Raw genomic sequence first — 25169 nt, forward strand, 5'->3', positions numbered from 1 at the left:
ATAAGACAAGGAAACCGCGATGTTAAAAATATTAAGTGTTTTACTCTTGGGGGCCAGTGTCAGTTTTGGCGTGCTTGCCAATGCGGACGTCGGTGACACCATGAAGCTGATAAAAAATTCGTATGGTGACGCGATTCAAGCTGACAGCATAGCGGATATGAAACAATCAGTGACTGAAATGTCTTCGCTTGTCACCAAAGCAAAGCAGGCCGATTATCAAGGTGACAACCCCAAAGCCTACAAAGAAGGTCTCACAAAGCTTAATCAAGCGTTAAAAGGCGTAAATAAACAACTCGATGCCGGTCATTTAGACCAAGCAAAATCTGATATGCGTAAAATCAGTAGCTTGCGTAATGAATATCACCGTAAAACACGATAATCCACAGCGAGAATATTGGATAGGGCAAGCGCCTGAGTCAGCCAAAGAAGGGGGGAGCTTCTTTGGCTTTTTGGGGATGAATGCGCGGCTGAACTTCGCGTTTTGTTACTTGTCATCATTGAGTTGAATACGGGTATTAAGCTTTGGTTGTAAATGTGCCATGACGTAATCGATGAAAGCACGCAGCCTTGCTGGCATATATTTCGTTTGCGGATATTGCATTGCAACAGCACCGTGATAGTTGCTGGTTAGCGTCCAATCGGTGAGCACCGGAACAATATCGCCATTGGCGAGCGCATCTTGCACGACAAAATCATGAAAAATCCCGATCCCTAAGCCTTCCTTCACTCCATTGAGGCGCATTTGTGCTTGGTTGACCGCATAACGGCCCGATACCGCCACTGTATGGGTGGTGTCTTCCTTATAAAAATTCCAAATGTGATCTTGCGAGGTTTCAGCTAAATACAAGCAATCGTGTTCGGCTAAATCGGTTGGGTGAGTCGGTACGCCACGTCTTGCTAAGTAATCCGTGCTGGCACACAAAACCAGTTCGGTTTTACATAATTCTTTTAATACTAAATTTTCATCAGGTTTGTCGGTCAATTTGAAGGCAATATCAATATTGTCGCGAAACACATCAATCTTTCCATCCAACGCCCGTAATTTCAGTTCAATATGCGGAAATTCGCTTAAAAAGGGTAATACGAGTGGTTGCAACACCGAGTTAAGAAACGCTTCTGGTGCGGCGACAGTGAGCGCGCCAGAGGGCATCGAATGATCAACACTCGATAATTCAACCACTTGCTGGGCGGCATTCATCATCACCAAACATTGGTCGTAAATTTTTTGCCCTGCTTGGGTAATATGTAGCTGCCGAGTGGAACGTTCAATCAATTTCACCGACAGCGCTTTTTCAAGGCGAGTAATTAATTTACTCAAGGCGGACGGCGTGACTCCTAGTTGCTGCGCGGCGGCCGTAAAGCTGCCTTCATTCACCACCAGAATAAAGCTGGCTAAATCGGGCAATAATCCAATCAGTTTGGTTTGATTCATGGCAAGAGACTCTATGGCTATCAAAAAGGAGTGCACCACATTGCTATGTAGTACTCACATTCAGACGTTGATTATATCTAGGCTGTGGCGAGCTTTATTGATGATTTGCGTCTGCCATCTGGGGAGCTTACAACTTGTGCCTGTAATTCACAAATCATTTTCCATCACGAGGTATAATCTCTAAGGTAGCCATGAATTACACTTAACGCATTAATGCTGGCTATCGCCACGCAGACTTGCCACTGAACGACCATTTAAAAGGAATACGTCATGTCTTCTGCTTTTTACCAACAAATCCGTGAACAGCTTGAGGAAGTTAAAGCGGACGGGTTGTACAAATCTGAGCGTATTATCACCTCACAGCAAAGTGCAGCGGTTCATATCTCAACAGGACAAGAAGTCCTTAATTTTTGCGCGAATAACTATTTAGGTCTGGCCAATCACCCTGAATTGATTAAAGCGGCAAAAGTCGGCATGGACGAACACGGTTTCGGTATGGCATCGGTTCGTTTCATTTGCGGTACGCAAGATTCACACAAAGAATTAGAAAATAAGCTTTCGACCTTTCTAGGCCAAGAAGACACAATCTTGTATACCTCATGTTTTGATGCCAACACCGGTTTGTTTGAAACCTTGCTTGATGGTAACGACGCGATTATCTCCGATGCTTTAAACCATGCGTCAATCATCGATGGGGTGCGTTTATGTAAAGCGAAACGTTTCCGTTACCCAAATAACGACATGGCCGAGCTTGAACAGCAACTGATCGCCGCAGATGAAGCGGGTGTGCGCCACAAATTGATCGTCACTGACGGGGTATTCTCCATGGACGGTGTGGTGGCAAACCTACCGGCGATTTGTGATTTAGCGGATAAATATAATGCACTAGTAATGGTGGATGATTCACACGCTGTCGGCTTTATGGGCGCGAATGGTCGTGGTACACACGAATATCACGATGTGATTGATCGCATCGATATCATTACCGGTACGCTGGGCAAAGCCATGGGCGGCGCATCAGGCGGTTACACGTCCGGTAAAAAAGAGGTGATTGACTGGTTGCGTCAACGCTCTCGTCCATACCTATTTTCTAACTCTGTGGCGCCAGCGATTGTCTCTGCGTCCATTCGTGTTTTAGATCTCTTAGCAGAAAGTAACCACCTGCGCGCTCAATTATGGGATAACGCAACGCATTTTCGCACGCGGATGACCGAGGCGGGATTCACGCTCGCGGGGGCCGATCACGCCATCATTCCAGTTATGCTTGGTGATGCAAAAATTGCCGCAGAATTTGCCGAACGTGCGCTAGAAAAAGGCATTTACGTCACCGGATTCTCATTCCCTGTGGTACCAAAAGGCCAAGCACGTATTCGCACCCAAATGTCAGCGGCCCATAGCCGTGAACAGTTAGATCAAGCCATCGATGCCTTTATTGAAGTAGGCCAAGCGATGGCGATCATTTAAGGCTAAATAACCATGAAAATTAAAGCACTTTCTAAATTAAAACCGGAACCAGGCATTTGGATGACCGAAGTGGACAAGCCACAATTAGGTCACAACGATTTGCTGATTAAAATCCGTAAAACGGCGATTTGTGGTACCGATGTACACATTTATAACTGGGATGAGTGGTCACAAAACACCATTCCGGTACCGATGGTGGTCGGTCATGAATACGTGGGCGAAGTGGTTGAAATTGGCACTGACGTACGCGGCTTTGAGTTAGGTGACCGCGTGTCTGGGGAAGGGCATATTACCTGTGGGCACTGCCGTAACTGTCGTGGCGGCCGTACACATTTATGCCGTAATACCATTGGAGTTGGGGTCAACCGTGAAGGTGCCTTTGCTGAGTATTTGGTGATCCCGGCGTTTAACGCGTTTAAAATTCCTGATGAAATTTCCGATGATTTAGCCTCAATCTTTGACCCATTTGGCAATGCCGTTCATACCGCATTGTCGTTTGATTTGGTCGGCGAAGATGTTCTCATCACAGGCGCAGGTCCTATTGGCATTATGGCCGCCGCCGTCGCCAAACATGTGGGTGCTCGCCATGTGGTGATTACTGATGTTAACGAATACCGCCTAGATCTAGCCCGTAAAATGGGTGTTACGCGCGCGGTGAATGTTGCAGAGCAAAAACTCGAAGAGGTCATGGCTGAGCTTAATATGACCGAAGGGTTTGATGTTGGCTTAGAAATGTCCGGCGTGCCAAGTGCGTTCAATTCTATGCTTGAAGGCATGAACCACGGCGGCCGCATTGCTCTGCTTGGCATTCCACCATCGGATATGGCGATCGATTGGACCAAAGTCATCTTCAAAGGGCTGGTTATCAAAGGCATCTACGGCCGTGAAATGTTTGAAACCTGGTACAAGATGGCAAGCCTGATTCAATCAGGGCTCGATTTGACACCAATCATCACGCATCATTTCAAGATTGATGATTTCCAACAAGGCTTCGACGCCATGCGCAGCGGCGCTTCCGGCAAAGTCATTCTTGATTGGCAATAAACCTATATTGAAATCAAAGCGCTCCGAAAGGGGCGCTTTTTTTTTGGGGCATCGCCAATTAGCGGGCACTTAAAACAAAGCGGTTGTAAGTGATAAAGCTACATCGCCAAACACAACTTACCGTTTTTATGCCGTAGCCCTATACACGCAACTCGCTTCTGAGATAATTGATAAATCGACTGGAAGACATCGAGTACTCCTTGTGGATAAATTGCCTTTTACTGTATAAACATGCAGTTTATTTTGATGTTTGCCAATTGCATGCCTGTTTTTATGGCCTGAATATTGTTTTTTTGCTTGGTTTGTCATAGTAGTGTCAATGCAAGTGTATTAAGATCAATAATTAACCAATTTATCAGCCAGAATAACGCGCTGTGGATAAATGATATAATGCGCATGCTCGAATTTGTATTTTTATTTGCTTTGGGATATGTTTTAAAAGTTTATTTAAAACAGCCATTTATAGGTAATTTTTTGAACTTTCATGTACAGCGCAAACGCGCATGCGCACTATTAAAATGTTATGGTTCAATTAGAGACAGGTTTTATAATATTAATGAATGCAGATAATGCCATAGAGAGTCACTACAGAAAGCTCTTTGATATTTTGAATAATGAATTCGAAGATCTTTACGAATCAATAAATAATGACAAGTTAAGAATTTTATTCTCTACTCTTCACTCTAGCGTCACTAGTCTTTTTGACTCGATGAATAATAGGCTTCCAACAGATGAAGACACGGCTCACTTCTGGGCAGACCCGAGTAGGGAGCTCATTAGATCTATAGAGACGATTGAAGCTTTAGAGAGATCTTTGAAGAACTCTGAATATGCATTCTATATTGAGGAGTACCATCGAGATAGACTTACTTTTTGTAAGAGCTTTCTAAGTAAGAGCGGTGGGAGTGCAATCCCCTCTTATACTGAAAAGCTAGAGATTTATTACACTATCCCAATATTTTTTCCACAAAGCTCAGTGAAAATTGAGAACAAAAATAAGACCGCTGATTTAAAGGCTCTAGGTAGTGGGTCTTATGCAAATGTCTATAAGTATTTTGACAGTTTCTATAATAAAAACTTTGCTTTAAAGCGGGCAAAGAAAGATCTAAATGCAAAGGAAATTGAAAGGTTTAAGCGAGAGTACGAACAAATGAGTATGCTAAGCTCACCATATGTTCTAGAAGTTTATGGATACAATGAGAAAAACAATGAGTACATTATGGAGTTTATGGACAACTCATTGGATAAGTATATTTTAAAAAACAATTCCAAGTTATCGTTTCAAGATCGCGTTAAGTTAGGGTTGCAAATACTCAGAGCTTTCTCGTACATACATTCTAAAAATATTTTGCACAGGGATATTAGCCCTAAAAATATTCTACTCAAAGAATATGATGATGTGGCTGTAGTGAAAATAGCGGATTTTGGTCTGGTGAAAATCGTTGATAGCGAACTAACTTCTGAAAATACGGATTTTAAAGGCTACTATAATGATCCAAGCCTAGTAACAGAAGGATTTGATAGTTATAGCATCTTGCATGAAACATACGCGTTGACTCGTATTTTATATTACGTCTTAACCGGAAAGAGTAAGACTGAAAAGTTACCAGAGAATGTGCGTGCTTTTATTGATATAGGCCTTAGTAGTGATAAGTCTATTAGATTTAAAGATGTTGATGAGTTACGCATGGCTTTTCAAGCTATCGCACCAATGTAATTTTGCCGTGAATCATAACAAAGCCCAGCAGTTCGTAGCCTTCGGCTACCGGACTCGCTTCGCTCGCCGCTGTGAGCGGCGTTATTTGTCTGTGATAGTTACATTCCAATGACATACGTATCCTTCATAAGCTAGCAGTGAATAAGGGCTTATTTATGACAAAAATTCAGGCAGTAATGTTTGACTTAGGGAATACTCTAACAACTGATATTTCCTTAACCGATGGGCTTACAAGTATTGAAGGATCTTCAATATGCGATGATTTGGAATTGGATATTAAGCAGTTAAATGCGTTGGGTGACGAGATTGATAGATGTATCGCAAAGTTGTATACAAACAATAATACGAACCAACCGCATTGGCTTGATATATGGCAGCAAGCTTCTATTTCTATAGGACTCAACTTTAGCTCATACGAAATCGAACGCTTATGTCGTGCGCATTTGAAGGCGTTTGTGAGAGGCTGTACCGTTAAACCATATAGCATCCCTTTATTAAAGTACTTAAAAGACAGGCAGATACCTCTGTGTTTAGTATCAAATATGACAGGTCCTGTTGACGTCTTTGATGAAGGGCTTAGAGAAAAGGGACTTGCTAAATTTTTTGACGCAGTTGTTTGGTCCAGTGAAATTAGTTTTCGTAAACCTAATGCTAAAATATTCGAACTTGCCCTTAAAAAGCTTAATGTGGAAGCAAGTAAAGACATATGGATGGTGGGAGATAGAGAACGGGCGGATATAATCGGCGGGCAAGCGCTTGGTCTAACAACGGTTAGAGTTATAGCAAATCAGCAAGATAAAAATAGTTCTGCTGACTATGTTGTAGATGGGTCTAATATTCTCGAATTCTTCTATTCATCATAAAAACAAATAACAAACGCCAGCAGCCAGCCCGTTACGGGCTTAGGATAAAATTTTCACTGGCGTTCAAATTTTTCCGCTGTGGCGGGCGATAAGTTCATGGAAGCGAGCAATGCGAATAGCGCAAATCGTCCAATAAACAAGACACCCATACTATAAATGAGCAATGTTTTCGCTTTCATCGTAACGTTCATTTTGATGTGGTGTTTGAATTCGCAAGTAGTTCTAGAGTTTATTAGGGAAATGGATGCTTTACTTTATGTTTGCGTCTTTTAGGCAGAATAGAGGCGTGGCAATCCAGCCATTACATACTAATGGTGTGCGTGAAGTGGTTAAGCCAGTAGCTTTTTGGTTTGGGTGATTTTCGGTCGGTGTTGATAATCACAATTTTGATAGTAACGTGTTAGGTTACTTTCTTTGCCTACCGCTATATGCGTGTGCTGCTCGAATTCGCTTGTAATGATGAGCCAATGATCGGATGGGATATTGAGCCTTTGCAGAATTGGCGTCAGTGATACATCAAAAATTTATGAGGACACACACCCTAACATATGCCCAATAAGCCACTCTGATCCCCCTGTATTTCTTTGATTTCGGTCGTAAGTTTTCACTCGTTTTATATCGTCTTCATCAACAAATTGTCATGCTTGCTCACGCTTGTATTCTTGGAGTGAACGAATGACAACGGCCAGATCTCAACTTATTTGCCCTGAAATGACGCCTTACTACCACTGCGTCTCGCGTAAATTTATGAGGACACACACCCTAACATATGCCCAATAAGCCACTCTGATTCCCCTGTATTTCTTTGATTTCGGTCGTAAGTTTTCACTCGTTTTATATCGTCTTCATCAACAAATTGTCATGCTTGCTCACGCTTGTATTCTTGGAGTGAACGAATGACAACAGCCAGATCTCAACTTATTTGCCCTGAAATGACGCCTTACTACCACTGCGTCTCGCGTTGTGTACGCCGATCCTTTCTTTGTGGTAATGATACTTTCACGGGCCAATCTTACGAACACCGCCGAGAATGGGTTGAACAGCGTATGTTGTTCCTCGCCTCGATATACTGCATTCGTATTTGCTCTTACGCCATCATGAGCAATCATTACCACCTCGTGGCATTTGTTGATAGAGAAGCCGCTCTCGCCCTTTCTGATCTTGAAGTCGTGGAGCGTTGGTGCAGTGAACATCAAACACCTGCCATTATTCATCGATGGCTGACAAGCCAGATCAAGTCCAAAGCCGAATCACACACGTGTGATCAGCTGATTGAGACTTGGCGACACCGTTTGTATTCCTTAAGCTGGTTTATGAAAGAACTTAACTATGACATTGCCGTACAGGCTAACAAAGAAGACCAATGCACAGGTCGATTTTGGGAGGGGCGGTTTAAGTCTCAAGCCTTACTCGACGAGAAAGCGTTGCTTTCCGCCATGGCTTATGTCGATCTTAATCCTATAAGAGCAAAAATGGCAGATTCCCCAGAGCAATCTGATCATACCTCAATAAAAGCACGTTTAACCAGCTTAAAACAGAACGAAACCAACACACCATCACTCGCAAATTTTATGGGACATGAACACCAAGATAAACATCAGGGGATCCCATTTCGTTTAATGGATTATATTGAATTAGTTGATTGGGTCGGTAGGCAAATGAGAGAAGATAAGCGTGGGCATATTGATAACCGCATGCCCGCCATTCTTGAACGGTTGTCCCTGCCTCAACAAGAGTGTTTAACACTTTGCACTGAACTAGAAAAAAAGCCTAGAGCTTGGATTGGTTCCACCAAAGAACTCAATAATGCAAAAACTAAGCTGGGTAAGAAACGAATGGTGGGGCTACTGATTTCATAATAAATACAACGTTAAATCAGTAGGCAGCGGCAACCTAATTTGTTTCTCTCGACTCCTACACTCGCTTTTCTGCTCCAACAACCATTACTCCACCGATACCAATAACCCCATTCATCTTTGAATAGGCTTTACGAGACTTTACCTGCTGATTTTTAAGGTTAGCATCTTTGACACAAGTAGTTAATGGTGTGTGTCCCAGTTAATTTCTTTCACATTAGCTTTTTCTTTTTTTGAACAAAACCAGATACCTAACGCAATAAAAATGGCACTCACAAGATGAAATGGCTCCAGTCCTACTCCTAGGAAAAGGACGCTGAATACCCCTCCTGATAAAGGAATAATGTGTGTATATATTTCACCGCGTGTTGCTCCTATTTCACCGATCCCCTTATTCCAAAAAACATAAGATAGCCAAGATGGGAAAACAACTAAGTACATAAGACCAAGCCAAAATGATCCTTGAGTGTAGGACTCAAGGTTCATTTGTTGCTGAGTTGTACTGTAGTACCACACTATAGGCGACAGGATTACAGCACCCAATACCGAACTGGTCGTGACAAATGCATTGCTACTTATGGTTTTATCTTTAATACGTAGAAATGAGCAATAAAAGGCCCAACTCATTGCTGATCCCATAGCCCATACATCACCAACGTTTATGGTATTTAAAAAGTTTGAATTTGTTATATTTCCTTTCAATATCAGATAAATAACCCCCAGCGTGCTCAACAAAACACCTATTATGTTATTTCTGCTAACAGTATCCTTAAAAATGAATCTATTGATAATTAAAACCATACATGGAGTTGCTGACATATAAATCGCAGCATTAAGTGATGTTGTTGTTTGTAACCCAATGTAAAGAGTGAGCGGAAATAAAACTTGTCCAAAAATTGAAAGTAATAATATTGAAAAAAATGACTTTTTAATCTTTAGGTAATCACTTTTTATATGAGAAGAGTAAAGAACCGATAATAAAATTGCTGTTATAAGCCATCTGGATTCTGTCATCAGTATTGGATCAGCTTCTGAAACTAAGACATGACCAATGACATAGTTTCCTCCCCAGAACATAGCAGCCAAAGTTAACATCATGTAGGGCATACATTCCTCCTAATTGTTACTAGATAGCACACCAGTATACGCACACAATACACTAATAAACAAAAGTTTTGATGAAATAACTGTATTATTTTCGTTCTGATCCATAAAGATACGAATTCTATTTTACTAATTAGTACACTCAATCATCCGTCTATATATCAGTATGGAATAAATAACTCTTATCGTTATTCTTAATAAGAATCATAAGTTCGATTATTATTGATTTAAATCAATGTTAAATATTATTTACACAATAGTTATGAATAATGTTTGATATTTGGATGTGCTTTGTAGTTATATTTAAAAATCAAAATCATTAACGAAGGAAAGTAAAGTGTTTAACAAAATGTATGTTGAATCATCACTTAATAATGATAAGTATGGTTTTTCGGAAAAGCTTAGAGAATATTTAAATACTGGAGATGTTTCCAAATTTTTACCTGATGAACTTTCATTGGAAATCGAAATAATACTGAATGATGCGTATTCTTTAAACGATAGTGAAGCAACTAAAGTTGCTCAAAATGCGTTATTTATGATTTATCAGATTAATTTGACCAATCCATTATCTTTACCTGCAGAAAGACAGTTTAACCCTGTCGTGTGTCAAATACGTAGTAAGATTGAAAGTAGCTGGTTAGCATTTGAATTTAAATCTTCTCCTAGAATGACTTTTAGTGAAGAATATGAAACATTTGGTGATTATCTAAAATCAGTTTGGACAAGTCATATTGCATCACATCACCCTTTATTTGATTTTTTGGAAAAGTCAGCTTCTAAGGAGCAGTTAGGGATTTTCTTAAAAAGTGATAGTGCACTTAATTTAATTTTTTTGATTTGGTTGCATATACTCTTATTGGTTCAGAACAAAGTACTAGAGGTACCATTAGTGAAAATTTATGGGATGAAGTAGGACATGGGGATAACTATTTCACTCATGTTAACTTATACAAAGATGTGCTCAGTCGTCAAGATATAGAACTTCCTAATAATCACTATATAGATATGTACAACGAAGCTGGATTAGCTGGTCACAATGCTTTTATGCTAGGAGCCGTTAATCGCTCTCAATATTATAAACTATTGGGAGTTATGGCCATGACTGAGGTCTTAGACCCACCACAATATATGAAGTTGGTAAAAGGTTGTTATCGTCTAGGATTACTAACTGATGACGTTCATTATTACAATGAACATATAACAATAGATATTAAACATGGTGATGACTGGCTCTATAAGGTAATTAATAATATAGTAGATAAAAATCCGGATTCCAAATCAGAGTTCTATCAAGGTAGTTTGCTGAGACTCCAAACTGCGGAACGCTATTATGATTACTTATAATAAAAATAAACAAGACACCCATACTATAGATAGCAAGCCTGATTCAATCAAGGCTCGATTTGACGCCAATCATCACGCATCATTTCAAGATTGATGACTTCCAACAAGGCTTTGATGCCATGCGTAGCGGCGCTTCCGGCAAAGTGATTCTTGATTGGCAATAAACCTAGATTGAAATCAAAGCGCTCCGATTGGGGCGCTTTTTTTGGTTCATCGCAAATTAGCCGGAGTTTAAAACAAAAACGGTTAAGTGATAAAGCTACATCGCCAAACACAACCTACCGTTTTTATGCCCTGAATAGTGTTTTTTTGCTTGGTTTGTCATAGTAGTGTCAATGAAAGTGTATTAAGATCAATCATTAACCAATTTATCAGCCAGAATAACGCGCTGTGGATAAATGATATAACGCGCATGCGCGCATTTGTATTTTGAGCCACTTTGGGATATGTCTTAAAAGTTTATTTAAAACAGCATTTTATAGGTAATTTTTTTGAACTCTTATGTACAGCGCAAACGCACATGCGCACTATTAAAATGTTACTTTCAAGGAAGCTAAATGACCATAATATGTCTCGAAGGCGCTAGTGGAATTGGCAAGAGTACTGCTTCCAATTATATGGAAAGGGAATACGGATATGTCCGAATACCTGAAGTGAATGAGTTATTTGAGCGTTCATCTAATGAGCCAGATGATTGGTACTTTCGGATGCAAGTAAAACGTTGGGAATTAGCGAAAACAGAGTCAGAGTTAGGAAAAGTAGCCATTTTGGATGGAGATCATTTGCAGCCAGTTTGGTATAACTGGATATTCGATGATCTGAATTTTCAGCCTGTGAATGAGGTTTTAGACTTTTATTCAAAAGCATTTCTGCAAAGCCTACTAGATTTTCCCGATGCATACGTTTTATTGCATGTTGGTATTGATGAATTGCGAGCTAGGAAAAATAACGATAAGAGTCGAAAGAGAAGTAACTTTGATATGCACTTGCGCTTGATAGAACCTCAACGTGAATACTTTGAATCGTTGTTATCAGGTGGTCATGAAGGTGTTAGTTTCATAGACGCAACTTCTCCAATGGCTATTGGTAATTACTGCCGTAATATTGAGAAAACAGTTCTGACTAAAAAGCCAGGATTTGATGTCGTTGAGGCTTACATCAAGTCAAAAGTAACAAGTAAAGGCAAGGGACGCGAAAAAGCAGCGCCCATGCTTTAAGCGTTATGTACTTAGAGGATAATAATGAGATCAGAGCAAGTGGCAAAATTTCAGAAGCAGGTAGACTCCGCTGTAATTGGCTACTTAAGTCTATTGGAACGGAAAGAGTTACTTGCTGTTTCTATTGAACAATATCAGTCTTTATCTAGTCTTGAACCAGAAGTTCGAGGTGGTATTTTAGCTATCCAAGATACTCTATACGCCTCTTTGATGGTTGAGTTGCACGCTTGGTTATTTGACAAATCACCTAACTCAAGCAACCTGAGCCTATATGGTTTACTAGAAAAGCTTGCTGACGACAAAACTAACCTTAAGCATTTAAAACGGTATTATGTCGCACCACCCAAAACGATTGATATCGGGGAAACTGACAAAAGTTGGCATCAAAGCTTTAAGACTGATCGTGAAGCCAAATTTGATGCTCATTTTCAAGATTGCATTTTCTTAATTAAGGGGTTACTTGTATCTGAGGAAGCTAAAAAAATAGCTCCTTTACGTGATAAGGCTCTTGCTCATAAAGATGGTAGATATGATATTAAAGCTAATAATCATACAGTAGGTGATGTGTTTTACTTAATCAACAATATGAAGTTAATTTTGCTTAACCTAATCGGCTTAATGACACGAACCAAATATCCAGTTTATGAGGCAGAGACCAAGGCAAAATTAATGGCTCAGAAATTTTGGGAACATGTAGCACGTACAAAATAAACAAGACACCCATATTATAAATAAGCAATGTTCTAAGTGCCGTCCTACCGTTTTCATAGTGATGTGATGTTTGAATTCGCAAGTAGTTCTAGAGTTTGTTAGGGAAATGGGTGCATTACTTTATGTTTGCGTCTTTTAGGCAGAATAGAGGCGTGGCAATCCAGCCTTTGCAGAATTGGAGATATGAATATTGTGGGTGTCCTGATTGTATTCCAGCAAAGTGATTTTTGATTGGCAATAAACAAATAATACACGCACTTTTGGGTGCGTTTAAAATAAGTATTACTGAATGCTGCTATGCTAAGCGCCTGCGACGATAAGTGTAGTGAGTAACACACTCATGATCATGTTGTGATCATGGGTGTGTTGCTATCATTATGTTGTTAGCGTGGTAGAGATTCTCTTATCTAAGTTAAGTCGTTTCTCTATTCGCTTTTCTGCTTAAAAATGTCATCAAGCTGTTTAGCTATCCCTTCTGCGGCGAGCATGCCACGGTTGAGTGACCACAGTTGTGGCGAGACTTGTATTGCTTGTCCACTCTTGCTTACTTTCAAAAGCTTAAAGAGTGGATTTGTTTGCCAGCTATCAAATACAGTAGTGTGGGTTGTTTGACTGTAAAATAGCCAGTCCGGGTTGACCTTGAGTAATACCTCTAAGTTGGCTTCCATCAGGTGGCTATTTTGTAGGTTTGGAAGAGCAGGTTGCAGGCCAAGATACGTCAGTAAGCTACCTGTGAACGATGTTGGGCCGTGCATCCACATACCACGGTCGTTAACGTTCGCAAATTGCACTAAACCTTGGTGAGTAAACGTGCCTTTATACTGATTCATTAATGCGTGATGTTTGGCAAGGCGCTGTCGCATAGCGTTTTCTTTGCCAAGTACTTTGCCGATTTTTAGGGCTGCATCCAAACTCTCTTGATAAGTTTCGCCACGGCTTTTAAGCAAAATGGTCGGCGCGATTTGTGAAAGATCATGCAGACTTATTTTGTGTCGATACGCATCAGCAATAATTAAGTCTGGCTTGAGTTGAGCGATAACCTCTAAATTCGGTTGCGAACGCATGCCAACCGATGTCCACGGTTTAATCAGGCGTCTGACTTGCGGAATAATCCGATGTGGGTTTTGATCGTCAGCCACCCCGACAGGAGAGACCCCGATAGCCGCCAGTGCGTCGACAAACGAGTATTCAAGCGCGACGACTCGTGGGTTATCGAGATGTTTGACGGCAGTGAGTGCATCGCTGGCAATCGCGCCTTGCGCCGTGCATAAACACAGCGCAAGGAGACCAGTTTGAATGAATCTATACCACTTCATTAAAACTTACCGGAAAAGCTGAGTGTGAGAGTACGCGGATCACCGGTATATAAGCGATGACTATCTTTGCCGCCCACGTAATACGTTTCATCAAAAAGGTTGCCGATGTTGAGCGATGCTCGGTATTGATTAATATCGTAATGCACACCGAGATCGACCGTAACGTAGGATGGCAGTTTAACGCGATCTGCTGGGTCTTCACTGGTGTAACGGGCACTTTCATAGTTTGCGCCAAGAGTTGTCCCAATGATCCCGCCAGCCACTTCATATGGGAAGTTATATCGAGTCCAAACATAGGCATCATGATAAGCACTCATTGGCGTACGGTTACCTTGAATCGCTGCATCTGGATTATCCGCCACTTCAGAATCGACATACGCATAACCGAGTTTGATCTGCCAATTATCGACCGGCATCGCCAGCATTTCAGTTTCTATTCCTTTGCTACGAATTTGGCCAAGTAATTCATAATCACCAGCATCGTTTTTATCAACCACATTGGTTTTCTTAATATCGAAATATGCGACGGTTAGGTTGGTCTTGTCATTAAGAAGATTGGTCTTAGTACCGATTTCGTACTGGCGGCCTTTTTCTGGATCAAACGCATCATCATTCGCGTCTTTTTTCTCGACGCTGTTTGGATTGAAACTCTCTCCATAGCTGGCGTAGAGCGAGGTACCATCGACAATTTTATAGACAATGCCGGCTTGCGACACCAAGGCATCGGTCGATTGAGTGTCCGTAGTAGATTTACTGACGTAGTCAAAATCGACATCCTGACGGCTATAGCGTAAGCCGCCCATTAGCGTCCAATCTTGATTGAGGTAAATGGTATCTTGTGCGTATAAACTGTAGTTAGTGTATTCGGTAATACGGTGATCTTGTTTGTATTTATTTTCGTTACGCTCTGTCGGATCTTGTGGGTTGATAAAATCGACTTGTGTGGTGGCGTAGGTTTCACGTAAGAAGTCTTTTTTCTCAAAGCCAATATTGGTCCCCAATAACAATTGATGCTCAATATTACCCGTCCATACACTACCGGTGGTACGTGCATCGACAAAGTGATACTCACGTTTATTGACTTGGGAGCGGTCGCGCACGCTAACTTGCTGCGTGACATCGTTGATGTCTCGCGTTTCATACAAATCACGCGTATCTTCGTGCCATACACTGCGCCACTGAATAGTCAGATCAAAATCATTAACTAACGCCGTTTTAAAGGTTGCAAAAGCGGCGGTGCCTTTGTCGTCATCAGAATCACCAGCGGCTTGATAGTGCGTATCGATAGGCGCAACGTGATGAATATTATTATTTAATGCGACAATGCCGTTATCAGCGACGCGTTTTTCTGATTGTAGCTCTAAACCGAAGGTCAGCTCTGTCAATGCTGATGGGCGATAAGTGAACGTTGGAAAGAGGTAATAGTTGTGCTCGTCGACATCATTACGATAAGAATCAGTGTCTTCGCTACTGATGATCATACGATATAACCAAGTTTTACTGGCATTGATTGGGCCGGTAGCATCAATAGTGCCAGTAAAACCGTTGTCGTCACCAAAGCCGCTTACCCCAGTATCATAAGTGCGGCTAGAGATATCATAGTTAATTGCGGCTTCGTCTTGAGGCTTTTTGGTGATGATATTGATCATGCCACCCGGCTGTATTTGGCCATACATAATAGAAGCCGGGCCTTTAAGTATTTCTACTTGTTCAACGTTGGCAGTGGTTGGAGAACCAAATCGTGATGCTAAGCCGGGTAGACCATTCACTTGAATGGTATTGAGATCGGCAGGCATACCACGCAAGGTAAAGCTATCGGCATTGACGCCTGATCGTGTTAATCCTGTTGTATAGCCATAGGCATCGGCCAGAGAAGTCGCACGGATATCTTGTAAAAACTGGTGATTGATAACATTGACCGTATTGGGTGTATCAAGAGGATCAATATCCGTTTTGGTCGCGGTGCTAACTTGTGGATTTAAATAAGAGTGTTGCTGACCAACAATAACCACGGTGTCATCAGCATTAGTATTGTCTTGTGTTGGCTCGTCGGCGAAAGCGTAACTATTGATGCCCAGTACTAAGACTAAGCTGCGTGTAATGGTATTAACAATAAATTTCATGTCTGAGCTCTAAATGAAATGCATCAATATGCATAATAGGTGTATGGCTATGATAATATTTGGGCGGCAGTATACATTCAATAGTTATAGTAATCATTCTCATTTAATACATCTCGTCAATTTATTTGTGAGCGGTTGAGAATTTAACGGGTGAATAGTTGTGATTGCGTGATGTGCTGAACGTTATGGGAACATATTATATCAAGTGTCACTGGCGAGCTGGCATGACAGATTATAAATGAAATTGATTGTTATTTGCCTTACAGTTAATATCTGTCCCCTCTTAATTCATAAACGCGGTTAATGTGCGTTGATGAGCGTGCCTTCTTTCTAATGAGTAATAGCTTAATTTCATGCGATGTCCTGCAATGCCAATTTTGATTTGGCTTTTATTAATGATTTTCTTGCTTTCGGGCAGCGTATTTTCGTTACTCTCTTGGTCGAGTTTTCTGCTCACTTGGGATGACTTAACTGGATACCTTTTGGCGTTTGATCCCACGAATATGCAGCAGCAAATTCTCGCCTCCATTCGTATGCCTAGATTATTAACAGGGCTTATGATCGGTGCCAATTTAGCCATAGCAGGCGCACTTATGCAGGGGTTAAGCCGTAATGCGTTGGCGTCCCCTTCAATATTAGGAATTAATGCAGGCGCGGCGTGTTGTATGGCGCTCGCCACCATTGGAGTTCCCATCTTGAGTGATTTACCAAGTTTGGTTGTCGCGGCATTAGGTGGCGTTGTCAGTGGGGCATTGGTGATGAGTTTAGGCGGGTTTTTTTCACAACGACCACACCCATTAAAACTGGTATTAGCGGGTATGGCGATAAGTGCCTTATTGATTGGCATCACGCGGGCTGCAGTAATATTGGCCGATGATAAAGCCTACAGTGTGATCAATTGGCTCGCGGGCTCTTTATCTTCAGCCGGGTGGGCTCAGTGGCATTCACTGTGGCCTGCTAGCCTTGTTGGCCTCATGTTGGCTGCTTATGTGGCTAAAAACCTTAATTTGTTGGCATTAGGGAATGATGTCGCGACCAGTCTCGGTCTCAATATTAGGCGAACGTGTTTAGTCACATGCCTTGCGGTGGTATTGCTGACCGCATCAAGTGTCGCAATCGCCGGTTCCATCGGGTTTGTCGGGATGCTTATCCCTCATATTGCAAGACGTGTCGTTGGCTATAATTTTCTGATGTTACTACCTGCTTGTGCTCTGCTCGGTGCTGGGCTTATCGTATGGGCTGACAGCTTTTCAAGAGCCATTGCGTTTCCGGCGGAAACACCAGTGGGCGTGCTCACCGCATTACTCGGAACTCCATTTTTCGTGATTTTAGCCATGAGGGGGAAATCATGAACCACCAATGGAAACTTATCACACTGAGTCTATGTGTCTTGGTCATCGGGATTAGCGGGTTAATCACCGGAGCGACTCAGTTATCGGTTGCACAAATCACTCATACGTTATTAAACGGTGGGGAGTTTGATTTCATTATTAATCAATACCGATTACCACGAATCGTATTAGCCGTTGGCGTTGGGGCGGGCTTAGGTTTATCAGGCATGTTGGTACAAGGAGTGATCCGTAACCCTCTAGCCTCTCCAGACTTAATGGGTATCAGCTCTGGGGCCGGGTTGGCAGCAACGCTGCTATTGGTATTTTATCCTGATGCACCTTTGTATTACCTGCCACTCTGCGCGTTATTCGGCGGATTAGTCGCGGCCACAGTCATATTACTGATTGGCTATAAATTGCAGCCGACACCAGCCCGATTGGCGTTGATTGGCCTGTCTATTAGTGCGTTTTTAGCCAGTGGCATCGATTTCTTAATGATTGTGCATCCGGTCGAGATTAACAGTGCGATGGTGTGGTTAACCGGCAGCTTATGGGGACGAAACTGGACCCAAGTACCGTATATTTGGGCGACATTAGCCATTATATTGCCATTGGCATTATGGCTGGCGTGGCGATTGGATGTGATGGGCTTAGGGGAGGAGACCGCTATGTCACTAGGGGTTAACCCTAAACGCCTACAAGCGATGGCATTGATCAGTGCCGTCTTACTCGCCAGTATTAGTGTGTCGGTATGCGGTACGATTAGTTTTGTCGGTTTGCTGGCCCCACATCTGGCTAGAATGATGTTTGGTCACAATCATAAATTATTAGCACCAAGTGCGGCATTACTCGGCGCACTGATGGTGTTGCTTGCCGACACACTGGCGCGCGGCATTCATCCGCCCGTAGAATTGCCCGCTGGAGTACTGACGTCATTGATCGGTGCACCGTATTTTATTTTTCTTTTACAGCGTTATAAAGGTTGGTCATGATCGAAGCGAAAAATCTGCAAGTATCGTATGGTGATACCGTAATCATTGAAGAGTTAAACCTAACGTTGCCCAAAGGAAAAATTACCGCATTAATTGGTCCCAACGGCTGCGGAAAATCCACTCTGCTGAAAGCGTTAGCCCGAATTAACAAGCCAACCCAAGGCGAGGTGCGGCTTAATGGCACGCCACTCAATCGCTATCACGATAAACAGTTAGCTCAGGAAATGTCACTGTTACCGCAGGTATTGGTGACGCCAGAAGGCATCAATGTGCAACGGTTAGTTGAGTATGGGCGCTCGCCATATTTGTCTCATTGGGGCAAGTTGGGCAAAGAAGACCAAGCGAAAGTGGCGCAAGCCATGCAGGAAACCGGTACAACCGAGCTTGCTAAGCAATCGGTTGAATCGCTCTCTGGCGGCCAACGACAGCGAGCGTGGATTGCGATGATATTAGCGCAAGATACCAATATCGTGATGCTGGATGAACCCACCACTTATTTAGATCTTTCTCATCAAACTGAGTTGATGAAAATCATGCGTGCGATGAACGAGCAAGGTAAAACCGTGATTGTGGTGTTACACGATCTCAATCAGGCATGCCGATATTGCGATCATTTGGTGGTATTAAAGCAAGGCCAGCTTGTAACACAAGGCGCGCCAGAGCAAGTCTTCACCGAAGCATTATTAGAACAGGTATTCTCACTCAAAGCCAAAGTAATCAAAGACCCGATCGCCAATACGCCGATGTGTATTGCCTATTAGCGATGCCAGCAAAAAACCTCTCGTTCTCTACAATCATCAGAATAGACGCCGTTTGAGGCCGGATTTTTCCAGGATACGGGCGGAAATTTCCTCCACCGACAGTGATGACGTATTGATGTATGGGACTGCTTCACGACGGAACAAGTTTTCTACGGTGGCGAGTTCTGTCTGGCACTGCTGGTTACTGGCGTAGGTGCTGCCCGCCATACGATTTTCACGAATCTCGGTCAGACGCTCGGCGTCAATCGTCAGGCCAAACAGTTTGTGACGGTGCATTTCAAATATAGGTAGCAAACGCAGCGCACGGATATCATCGGCAATAAACGGATAATTGACCACACGCAAACCAAATTGCATGGCCATGTAGAGGCTGGTCGGTGTTTTGCCGCTGCGCGAGACACCGAGCAGAATAATATCCGCCTGTTCTAGCCCTTTGAGTGACACCCCATCATCATGTGCCAGCGTATACTCGATAGCCGCAATTCGTTCAAAATAGGTATTGGTGTCTTTACCAACACTGCGTGAGCGCTGTAGCTGTGGTACTGGCTCCATGTGAGTATCATCTTTAATATTCTGCACTATGCTGCCTAGCACGTCATAGCAGTAAGCGGGCGCATTGCACAGACGTTCGCGTAGCTCAGGCACCACTATAGAAAAAAATACGAGCGGGCGTACCCCGTTGCGGGCAAACGAGAGCTCAATTTGCCTGATAAGATCGCTGAGTTTGTCGTTGGATTCAATAAACGGGAAGGTTTGCTCATTGGCGCGAAACGGGAATTGCCCGAGCACAACGTGGCCGATCGTTTCGCAAGTGATGGCGGTACCATCGGAAACGTAGAATACATCACGACTTTGACTTTCTGTTTGCATTTTTGTTTAAAACTTAAAAATAACCTGATTAGATAGTAACCATAATAACGATAATAAAACCCGGCATGCTATTACGCCGCCCACAGCTTTGAAAATTTCCTTTGGATTTTTATAAAGTTGATGCGTGATCGATTGCCACCCTACAAAGTTGCACTGTTTCTGGAGAAAGACATGCAAAAAAACACGCTCTGGTATGATGGCCTGTCCATGGAAGATGTCGACAAAGTCGGCGGAAAAAACGCATCACTTGGTGAAATGGTATCTAACCTAGCCAATGCTGGTGTTTCAGTCCCTAATGGTTTTGCGACCACCTCGTATGCATTCAATCAGTTCCTTGATTTTGAAGGCTTAGACCATCGTATACACCAATTGCTCGATGATCTGGATACCAACGATTTTGATGCGTTGCGTAAAACGGGAACGACCATTCGTCAATGGATTCTGGACGCGCCTTTTCCGGCCGATCTAGAACGTGATATCCGCGATAATTACGAAACATTGGTGGAAGGTAACCCTGAATTGTCTGTAGCCGTGCGTTCTTCGGCAACCGCCGAAGATCTGCCGGATGCCTCATTTGCTGGTCAGCAGGAGACTTTCCTAAACGTGAAAGGGATTGACTCGGTTCTGGAAGCGACCAAGCATGTATACGCGTCGCTATTTAACGACCGTGCCATCTCGTATCGTGTGCACCAGGGCTTTGACCACCGAGGCATTGCTCTCTCTGCCGGCATCCAGCGTATGGTGCGCTCGGATAAAGCCTCTTCGGGGGTGATGTTTACGCTTGATACCGAGTCAGGTTTTGATCAAGTTGTTTTCATTACATCAGCTTGGGGGCTCGGTGAAATGGTGGTGCAGGGGGCGGTGAATCCTGACGAATTTTACGTGCATAAACCGCTACTTGAAACCAGCCAGGCGCCGATCGTGAAGAAAACCTTTGGATCGAAGCAGATTAAAATGATCTACTCTGAAGACCAAGCAATTGGTAAGCAGGTTGAAATTGTTGATACTTCAGAACAAGAACGTCGTGAGTTCTCACTGACTGATGATGAGATCAAAGAACTGGCTAAACAGGCAATGATCATCGAGAGGCACTACCAGCGTCCTATGGATATTGAGTGGGCCAAAGATGGTATTGACGGTAAAATGTACATTGTTCAAGCTCGTCCAGAAACGATTTGCTCGCAAAACGGACAGAATATTATCGAACGTTACGAGCTTAACAATACAGCAGACGTATTGATTGAAGGCCGGGCGATTGGTCAGCGTATCGGTAGTGGTACGCTACGTTTGGTCGATTCGCTAGATCAGATGTCACTGGTGCAAAAAGGCGATATTCTGGTAACCGACATGACGGATCCAGACTGGGAGCCGGTGATGAAGATAGCCTCTGCGATTGTGACGAACCGGGGCGGTCGTACCTGTCACGCTGCCATCATTGCCCGTGAATTAGGTATTCCGGCTATCGTTGGTTGCGGGAACGCCACGAGTACTTTAAGTGATGGAGCCACGGTGACCGTTTCGTGTTCAGAAGGCGAAACAGGTTATGTTTACCAAGGATTACTCGACTTTGAAGTGCGCCGTTCTTCTGTCGACGAATTACCGCTGTTGCCGACCAAAGTTATGATGAATGTGGGTAACCCCGATCGCGCCTTTGATTTTGCGCAAATCCCCAATGAAGGAGTGGGGTTGGCACGCTTGGAATTTATCATCAATAAAATGATCGGTATTCACCCGAAAGCTTTGCTGAATTTTGACGCGCAGAGTGATGAGCTCAAAGCAGAGATCAACGAGCGTATTCGCGGTTACAAAGATCCGGTCGATTTCTACGTTAGTAAACTCACTGAAGGCATTGCAACCATCGCTGCGGCTTTCTGGCCAAAACGTGTGATTGTGCGGATGTCTGATTTTAAGTCAAACGAATACAGTAATCTGCTCGGCGGTAGTCACCATGAACCTCACGAAGAAAATCCGATGCTCGGCTTTCGTGGTGCGTCACGCTACATCTCGCCTGTGTTCGAAGAGTGTTTTGAACTAGAAACTCAGGCTGTGAAGCGTGTGCGTAACGAGATGGGGCTGAAAAACGTGGAAATCATGATCCCGTTTGTACGGACACCCAGTGAGGCGGCATCGGTTATCGATCTGCTTGCTAAATTCGGTTTACGCCGTGGTGAGCAGGGGCTGAAAGTGATCATGATGTGTGAACTGCCATCCAATGCAGTACTGGCCGAAGAGTTTCTTAAATACTTTGACGGCTTCTCTATTGGATCCAACGACATGACTCAGCTGACACTGGGGCTTGATCGGGATTCTGGTGATGTTGCCCATTTATTTGATGAGCGTAATCCGGCGGTGAAAGTGATGCTGAAGATGTCGATTGATGCCGCGATCAAAGCCGGTAAATATGTCGGCATCTGTGGTCAGGGACCTTCTGATCATGACGATTTAGCCGAATGGCTGATGGAGCAGGGCATCAGTTCGGTCTCGCTTAACCCGGATACCGTGATTGATACGTGGATTAAACTGGGTAAAGTCTCAGGGCAATAATACTCGCGCGACAACATCAAAGCGCTGGTCATGACCAGCGCTTTTTTATGACTAATTATTGGATATGCTGCTAATGATTTTTGACATACACTCGCTCGGGGCGGCCGACTTTACCGTATTCGTTTTCAGCACTGAGTAAGCCATTAGCCGCGCAATACTCTAGGTAGCGCCGTGCAGTGGTTTTGCCAATGCCGACGGCTTCACTCAACTGCAATGCCGTAAACTTACGGCCAATATGCTGAGAAAACACACGTTTAATTTTGTCTAATGTAATGCTTTCGATACCTTTAGGTAAGGCTTGCTGGGGTTTATCGCGCAGTTTGATATTAAATAAATCATCAATTTGCCGCTGCTCTACATTGTCATAGGCGTTCATCGCACTATGAAGGGATAAGTAACGTTCCAGCGTTTCTTGTAAACGGGTGTAGGAAACGGGCTTAAGAAGATAATCAAAACACCCAAGCTTCATGGCGGCTTTAACCGTATTAATTTCATCAGCGGCAGTGATTAAAATAACATCGATTTTACTGGTTGATTTATCAGCCACCATTTCACGAAAGAATTCTATACCAGAGCCATCGGGTAAATAATTATCGAGAATGATCAGTTTCGGCTGGTGGACTTTCACCATAACCTTTGCCATTTTAAAGGTTTCGGCTATCGCAACGGGACGAAAGCGCGTGGTTTGTTTGAGCATTTGGCTGTGAATTTCAGCGATTTTAATGTCGTCTTCAATGATGAGAACGTCCAGCTTATTCATAATGTTGTCCCTTTGAGCTTCCGTGTTCTGTTATGGGATGATTGGCAATGAAGATTGAAAAAATACAGCCCTGTGGTTCGGCGTCATCGATAGTAATAAATCCGTTAGCCTGTTGGACATACTGATTGACCAAGTAAAGACCAATGCCGTGTTGGTGTTTGTCCGCTTTACTGGTGATGCCTTTTTTGAAAATACTGTCGATATTATCGGTTTGTAGGCCTTGACCATTATCTGTGACTTCAATGATCAGATCTTGCCCCGCGTCCGAAAGCAATACGTCGACAACTCCTGAAGTCACGGGGTTTTTTATCGTACTTTCAAACGCATTATCGATGAGGTTACCTAATATGGCACATAATTCCGTTTCACTCAGTGAGCAGTGTAGCGAGTGCAGCTGACAGGTTGGATCAAGCTCCAATGATAAACCCAGCTCCTTCGCTCGAAACGATTTCCCTAACAATAAGCCAGCCACTTGCGAAAGGTGTATCCGTTGCGAGATAAAATCGATGACTTGCTGTTTATTGGTATTTTCATTGGCAATCAGTGTTTGTACTTCGTCAATTTTCCCTAACTGGATTAATCCGGCAATAGTGGCGAGCCGGTTAGAAAACTCATGGCGTTGTACACGCAAATGATCCGTGTACTGTTTAATTTGCGTGAGATCCGCGGTTAACGAGTATATTTCATCTTTGGCGCGAAAACTGATCACCCAGCCAATCAAACGTTGCCGCTCGAAAATTGCGATGCGATTGGCAATAAAGCTGTGGCCGTTGAGTAGCAGTATCTCATCGTGTAAGTTGCACGTTAAGGGAGGGCGAAAAAAGAACTCAGAACGGGCGACAAACTCGATTAACTGCCGGTTTTTCAAGTGGTGCATGTCATGCTCAATATTCAAAACTTTACGAGCAGAATCATTGATGGCGAGAAACTGGCCTTTGGCGTCAATCGCAATAACCCCTTCATAGACTGAGCTTAAAATAGAGTGTTGTAGGTTCAGTGCTAGCGCAATTTGCTCAGGCTCCATACCGTTCATTTGTTTTTGGATATGCCGAGAAAACATCCAAGAGGCGATTAGGGTGAGCATTAACACGACCAGTATTTCGATCAGCAATGGTTGCATATAAACATCGAGCCATTGATCAAAACGGTTAAGTAGATAGCCGACGGAAACGACACCAATAATGTGATGGTCACTATCAAAAATGGGGGTTTTGCCGCGTAGCCCGTAGCCAAGGCTCCCTTCGCGTAAGGTGATATATGACTTGCCACGCTCAAGCACACCCGCGTTATCGCCGCCTTGCATGGGTTGACCAATTCTATTTTGCTTTGGGTGAGCCAAACGAATTCCTTGCTTGTTACCAACGACAATGAAGCTGGCATCGGAAATTTTGGCTAAACGCTGGATCAGTGTGGTGATTGCTTGGCTATTATTTTGTTCGACGTACTTGATGAGCTCTGGGTCGGAAGCAATTTCTTTGGCTTGAATTAATGCGCGAGTGCCGACTTGGTGTTTGATAGATTGGTAAAGGGTGTTATCAAAATGCCAAACAATGACGACCAGTTGAACGATGACGAAGCCAAATAATAAGACGAAGATTTTACTACGAAAAGTGACTGGACTCATGGGGTAATAACTTTAAAAAATCGAGATCCGGCACAATAAAACAAAATAACGTGCTTCACTATGATTGCTTGCATTGTTTGAGAGCGTGGTCGG

General features: G+C 43.1%; 21 protein-coding genes and 1 pseudogene. 15 read left to right on the forward strand and 7 right to left on the reverse strand.

Annotated elements, in window-relative coordinates:
* Positions 1–19: 19 nt before the first annotated feature.
* On the forward strand, positions 20–379 hold the full coding sequence (locus tag OCU30_RS13665; RefSeq protein WP_077314502.1) for a cytochrome b562: 360 nt from the start codon (positions 20–22) through the stop codon (positions 377–379).
* Between the two features lie 105 nt (positions 380–484).
* Here OCU30_RS13665 and OCU30_RS13670 read toward each other — a convergent pair whose 3' ends face one another.
* Positions 485–1432 (reverse strand): LysR family transcriptional regulator, encoded by a 948-nt coding sequence (locus tag OCU30_RS13670; RefSeq protein WP_077314501.1) that lies wholly within the window; start codon positions 1430–1432, stop codon positions 485–487.
* A gap of 270 nt (positions 1433–1702) precedes the next feature.
* Between OCU30_RS13670 and OCU30_RS13675 the strand changes: the two genes are divergently transcribed.
* The 5 genes from OCU30_RS13675 to OCU30_RS13695 all read left to right on the forward strand — a co-directional run bounded on the left by OCU30_RS13675 (position 1703) and on the right by OCU30_RS13695 (position 8379).
* Positions 1703–2896 carry a glycine C-acetyltransferase gene (locus tag OCU30_RS13675; RefSeq protein WP_077314500.1) on the forward strand — a complete coding sequence of 398 codons (1194 nt, stop codon included), beginning with the start codon at positions 1703–1705 and terminating at the stop codon, positions 2894–2896.
* A gap of 12 nt (positions 2897–2908) precedes the next feature.
* On the forward strand, positions 2909–3940 hold the full coding sequence (gene tdh, locus OCU30_RS13680; RefSeq protein ID WP_077314499.1) for an L-threonine 3-dehydrogenase: 1032 nt from the start codon (positions 2909–2911) through the stop codon (positions 3938–3940).
* A 556-nt stretch (positions 3941–4496) separates the two neighbouring features.
* On the forward strand, positions 4497–5657 hold the full coding sequence (locus OCU30_RS13685; RefSeq protein WP_077315083.1) for a protein kinase family protein: 1161 nt from the start codon (positions 4497–4499) through the stop codon (positions 5655–5657).
* A gap of 155 nt (positions 5658–5812) precedes the next feature.
* Positions 5813–6520 (forward strand): HAD family hydrolase, encoded by a 708-nt coding sequence (locus tag OCU30_RS13690; RefSeq protein ID WP_077314498.1) that lies wholly within the window; start codon positions 5813–5815, stop codon positions 6518–6520.
* An 896-nt stretch (positions 6521–7416) separates the two neighbouring features.
* Positions 7417–8379: a transposase gene (locus OCU30_RS13695; RefSeq protein WP_077314497.1), complete on the forward strand. Its 963-nt coding sequence runs from the start codon at positions 7417–7419 to the stop codon at positions 8377–8379.
* A gap of 180 nt (positions 8380–8559) precedes the next feature.
* Here the strand turns inward: OCU30_RS13695 and OCU30_RS13700 are convergent, their stop codons facing one another.
* The gene (locus tag OCU30_RS13700; RefSeq protein ID WP_077314496.1) at positions 8560–9483 is read right to left on the reverse strand and encodes a DMT family transporter; all 924 of its coding nucleotides are present in this window, start codon (positions 9481–9483) and stop codon (positions 8560–8562) included.
* A 334-nt stretch (positions 9484–9817) separates the two neighbouring features.
* On the opposite strand from OCU30_RS13700, the gene OCU30_RS13705 reads away from it, so the two are divergent.
* The 5 genes and pseudogenes from OCU30_RS13705 (at position 9818) to OCU30_RS13725 (ending at position 12755) form a co-directional block, all read left to right on the forward strand.
* Positions 9818–10396, forward strand: coding sequence for a hypothetical protein (locus OCU30_RS13705; protein ID WP_205408802.1), 579 nt, complete (start codon positions 9818–9820; stop codon positions 10394–10396).
* The gene (locus OCU30_RS13710; RefSeq protein ID WP_205408801.1) at positions 10321–10827 is read left to right on the forward strand and encodes an iron-containing redox enzyme family protein; all 507 of its coding nucleotides are present in this window, start codon (positions 10321–10323) and stop codon (positions 10825–10827) included. The genes OCU30_RS13705 and OCU30_RS13710 overlap by 76 nt, the downstream gene beginning before the upstream one ends.
* Before the next feature lie 29 nt (positions 10828–10856).
* A pseudogene (gene tdh, locus OCU30_RS13715) lies at positions 10857–10991 on the forward strand (L-threonine 3-dehydrogenase); the annotation flags it as partial.
* A 393-nt stretch (positions 10992–11384) separates the two neighbouring features.
* On the forward strand, positions 11385–12044 hold the full coding sequence (locus OCU30_RS13720; protein ID WP_077314494.1) for a nucleoside/nucleotide kinase family protein: 660 nt from the start codon (positions 11385–11387) through the stop codon (positions 12042–12044).
* A gap of 24 nt (positions 12045–12068) precedes the next feature.
* Positions 12069–12755: an AbiU2 domain-containing protein gene (locus OCU30_RS13725; RefSeq protein ID WP_077314493.1), complete on the forward strand. Its 687-nt coding sequence runs from the start codon at positions 12069–12071 to the stop codon at positions 12753–12755.
* 425 nt (positions 12756–13180) lie between these two features.
* Here OCU30_RS13725 and OCU30_RS13730 read toward each other — a convergent pair whose 3' ends face one another.
* A complete protein-coding gene (locus tag OCU30_RS13730) occupies positions 13181–14071 on the reverse strand; it encodes a Fe(3+) dicitrate ABC transporter substrate-binding protein (protein WP_077314492.1) in 891 nt (296 codons plus the stop codon).
* Positions 14071–16194 (reverse strand): TonB-dependent siderophore receptor, encoded by a 2124-nt coding sequence (locus OCU30_RS13735; RefSeq protein WP_077314491.1) that lies wholly within the window; start codon positions 16192–16194, stop codon positions 14071–14073. Before OCU30_RS13735 ends, OCU30_RS13730 begins: the two co-directional genes overlap by 1 nt.
* A 368-nt stretch (positions 16195–16562) precedes the next feature.
* Here OCU30_RS13735 and OCU30_RS13740 point away from each other — a divergent pair, with 368 nt between their 5' ends.
* Genes OCU30_RS13740 through fecE form a run of 3 tightly spaced genes read left to right on the forward strand, consistent with a single transcriptional unit; the run spans position 16563 to position 19278 of the window.
* On the forward strand, positions 16563–17546 hold the full coding sequence (locus tag OCU30_RS13740; RefSeq protein ID WP_235861860.1) for a FecCD family ABC transporter permease: 984 nt from the start codon (positions 16563–16565) through the stop codon (positions 17544–17546).
* Positions 17543–18517, forward strand: coding sequence for a FecCD family ABC transporter permease (locus OCU30_RS13745; protein ID WP_077314489.1), 975 nt, complete (start codon positions 17543–17545; stop codon positions 18515–18517). The genes OCU30_RS13740 and OCU30_RS13745 overlap by 4 nt, the downstream gene beginning before the upstream one ends.
* On the forward strand, positions 18514–19278 hold the full coding sequence (fecE, locus tag OCU30_RS13750) for a Fe(3+) dicitrate ABC transporter ATP-binding protein FecE (RefSeq protein WP_077314488.1): 765 nt from the start codon (positions 18514–18516) through the stop codon (positions 19276–19278). The genes OCU30_RS13745 and fecE overlap by 4 nt, the downstream gene beginning before the upstream one ends.
* Before the next feature lie 36 nt (positions 19279–19314).
* On the opposite strand, the gene ppsR is transcribed toward fecE, so the two are convergent.
* Positions 19315–20148: a posphoenolpyruvate synthetase regulatory kinase/phosphorylase PpsR gene (gene ppsR / locus OCU30_RS13755; protein WP_077314487.1), complete on the reverse strand. Its 834-nt coding sequence runs from the start codon at positions 20146–20148 to the stop codon at positions 19315–19317.
* A gap of 171 nt (positions 20149–20319) precedes the next feature.
* On the opposite strand from ppsR, the gene ppsA reads away from it, so the two are divergent.
* The gene (gene ppsA / locus OCU30_RS13760) at positions 20320–22692 is read left to right on the forward strand and encodes a phosphoenolpyruvate synthase (protein ID WP_077314486.1); all 2373 of its coding nucleotides are present in this window, start codon (positions 20320–20322) and stop codon (positions 22690–22692) included.
* Between the two features lie 70 nt (positions 22693–22762).
* Here ppsA and OCU30_RS13765 read toward each other — a convergent pair whose 3' ends face one another.
* On the reverse strand, positions 22763–23455 hold the full coding sequence (locus OCU30_RS13765; protein WP_205408822.1) for a response regulator: 693 nt from the start codon (positions 23453–23455) through the stop codon (positions 22763–22765).
* The gene (locus OCU30_RS13770) at positions 23445–25076 is read right to left on the reverse strand and encodes an ATP-binding protein (RefSeq protein WP_077314484.1); all 1632 of its coding nucleotides are present in this window, start codon (positions 25074–25076) and stop codon (positions 23445–23447) included. The genes OCU30_RS13765 and OCU30_RS13770 overlap by 11 nt, the downstream gene beginning before the upstream one ends.
* Positions 25077–25169 lie beyond the last annotated feature (93 nt).

Source organism: Vibrio palustris (assembly GCF_024346995.1).
Lineage (GTDB): Bacteria > Pseudomonadota > Gammaproteobacteria > Enterobacterales > Vibrionaceae > Vibrio > Vibrio palustris.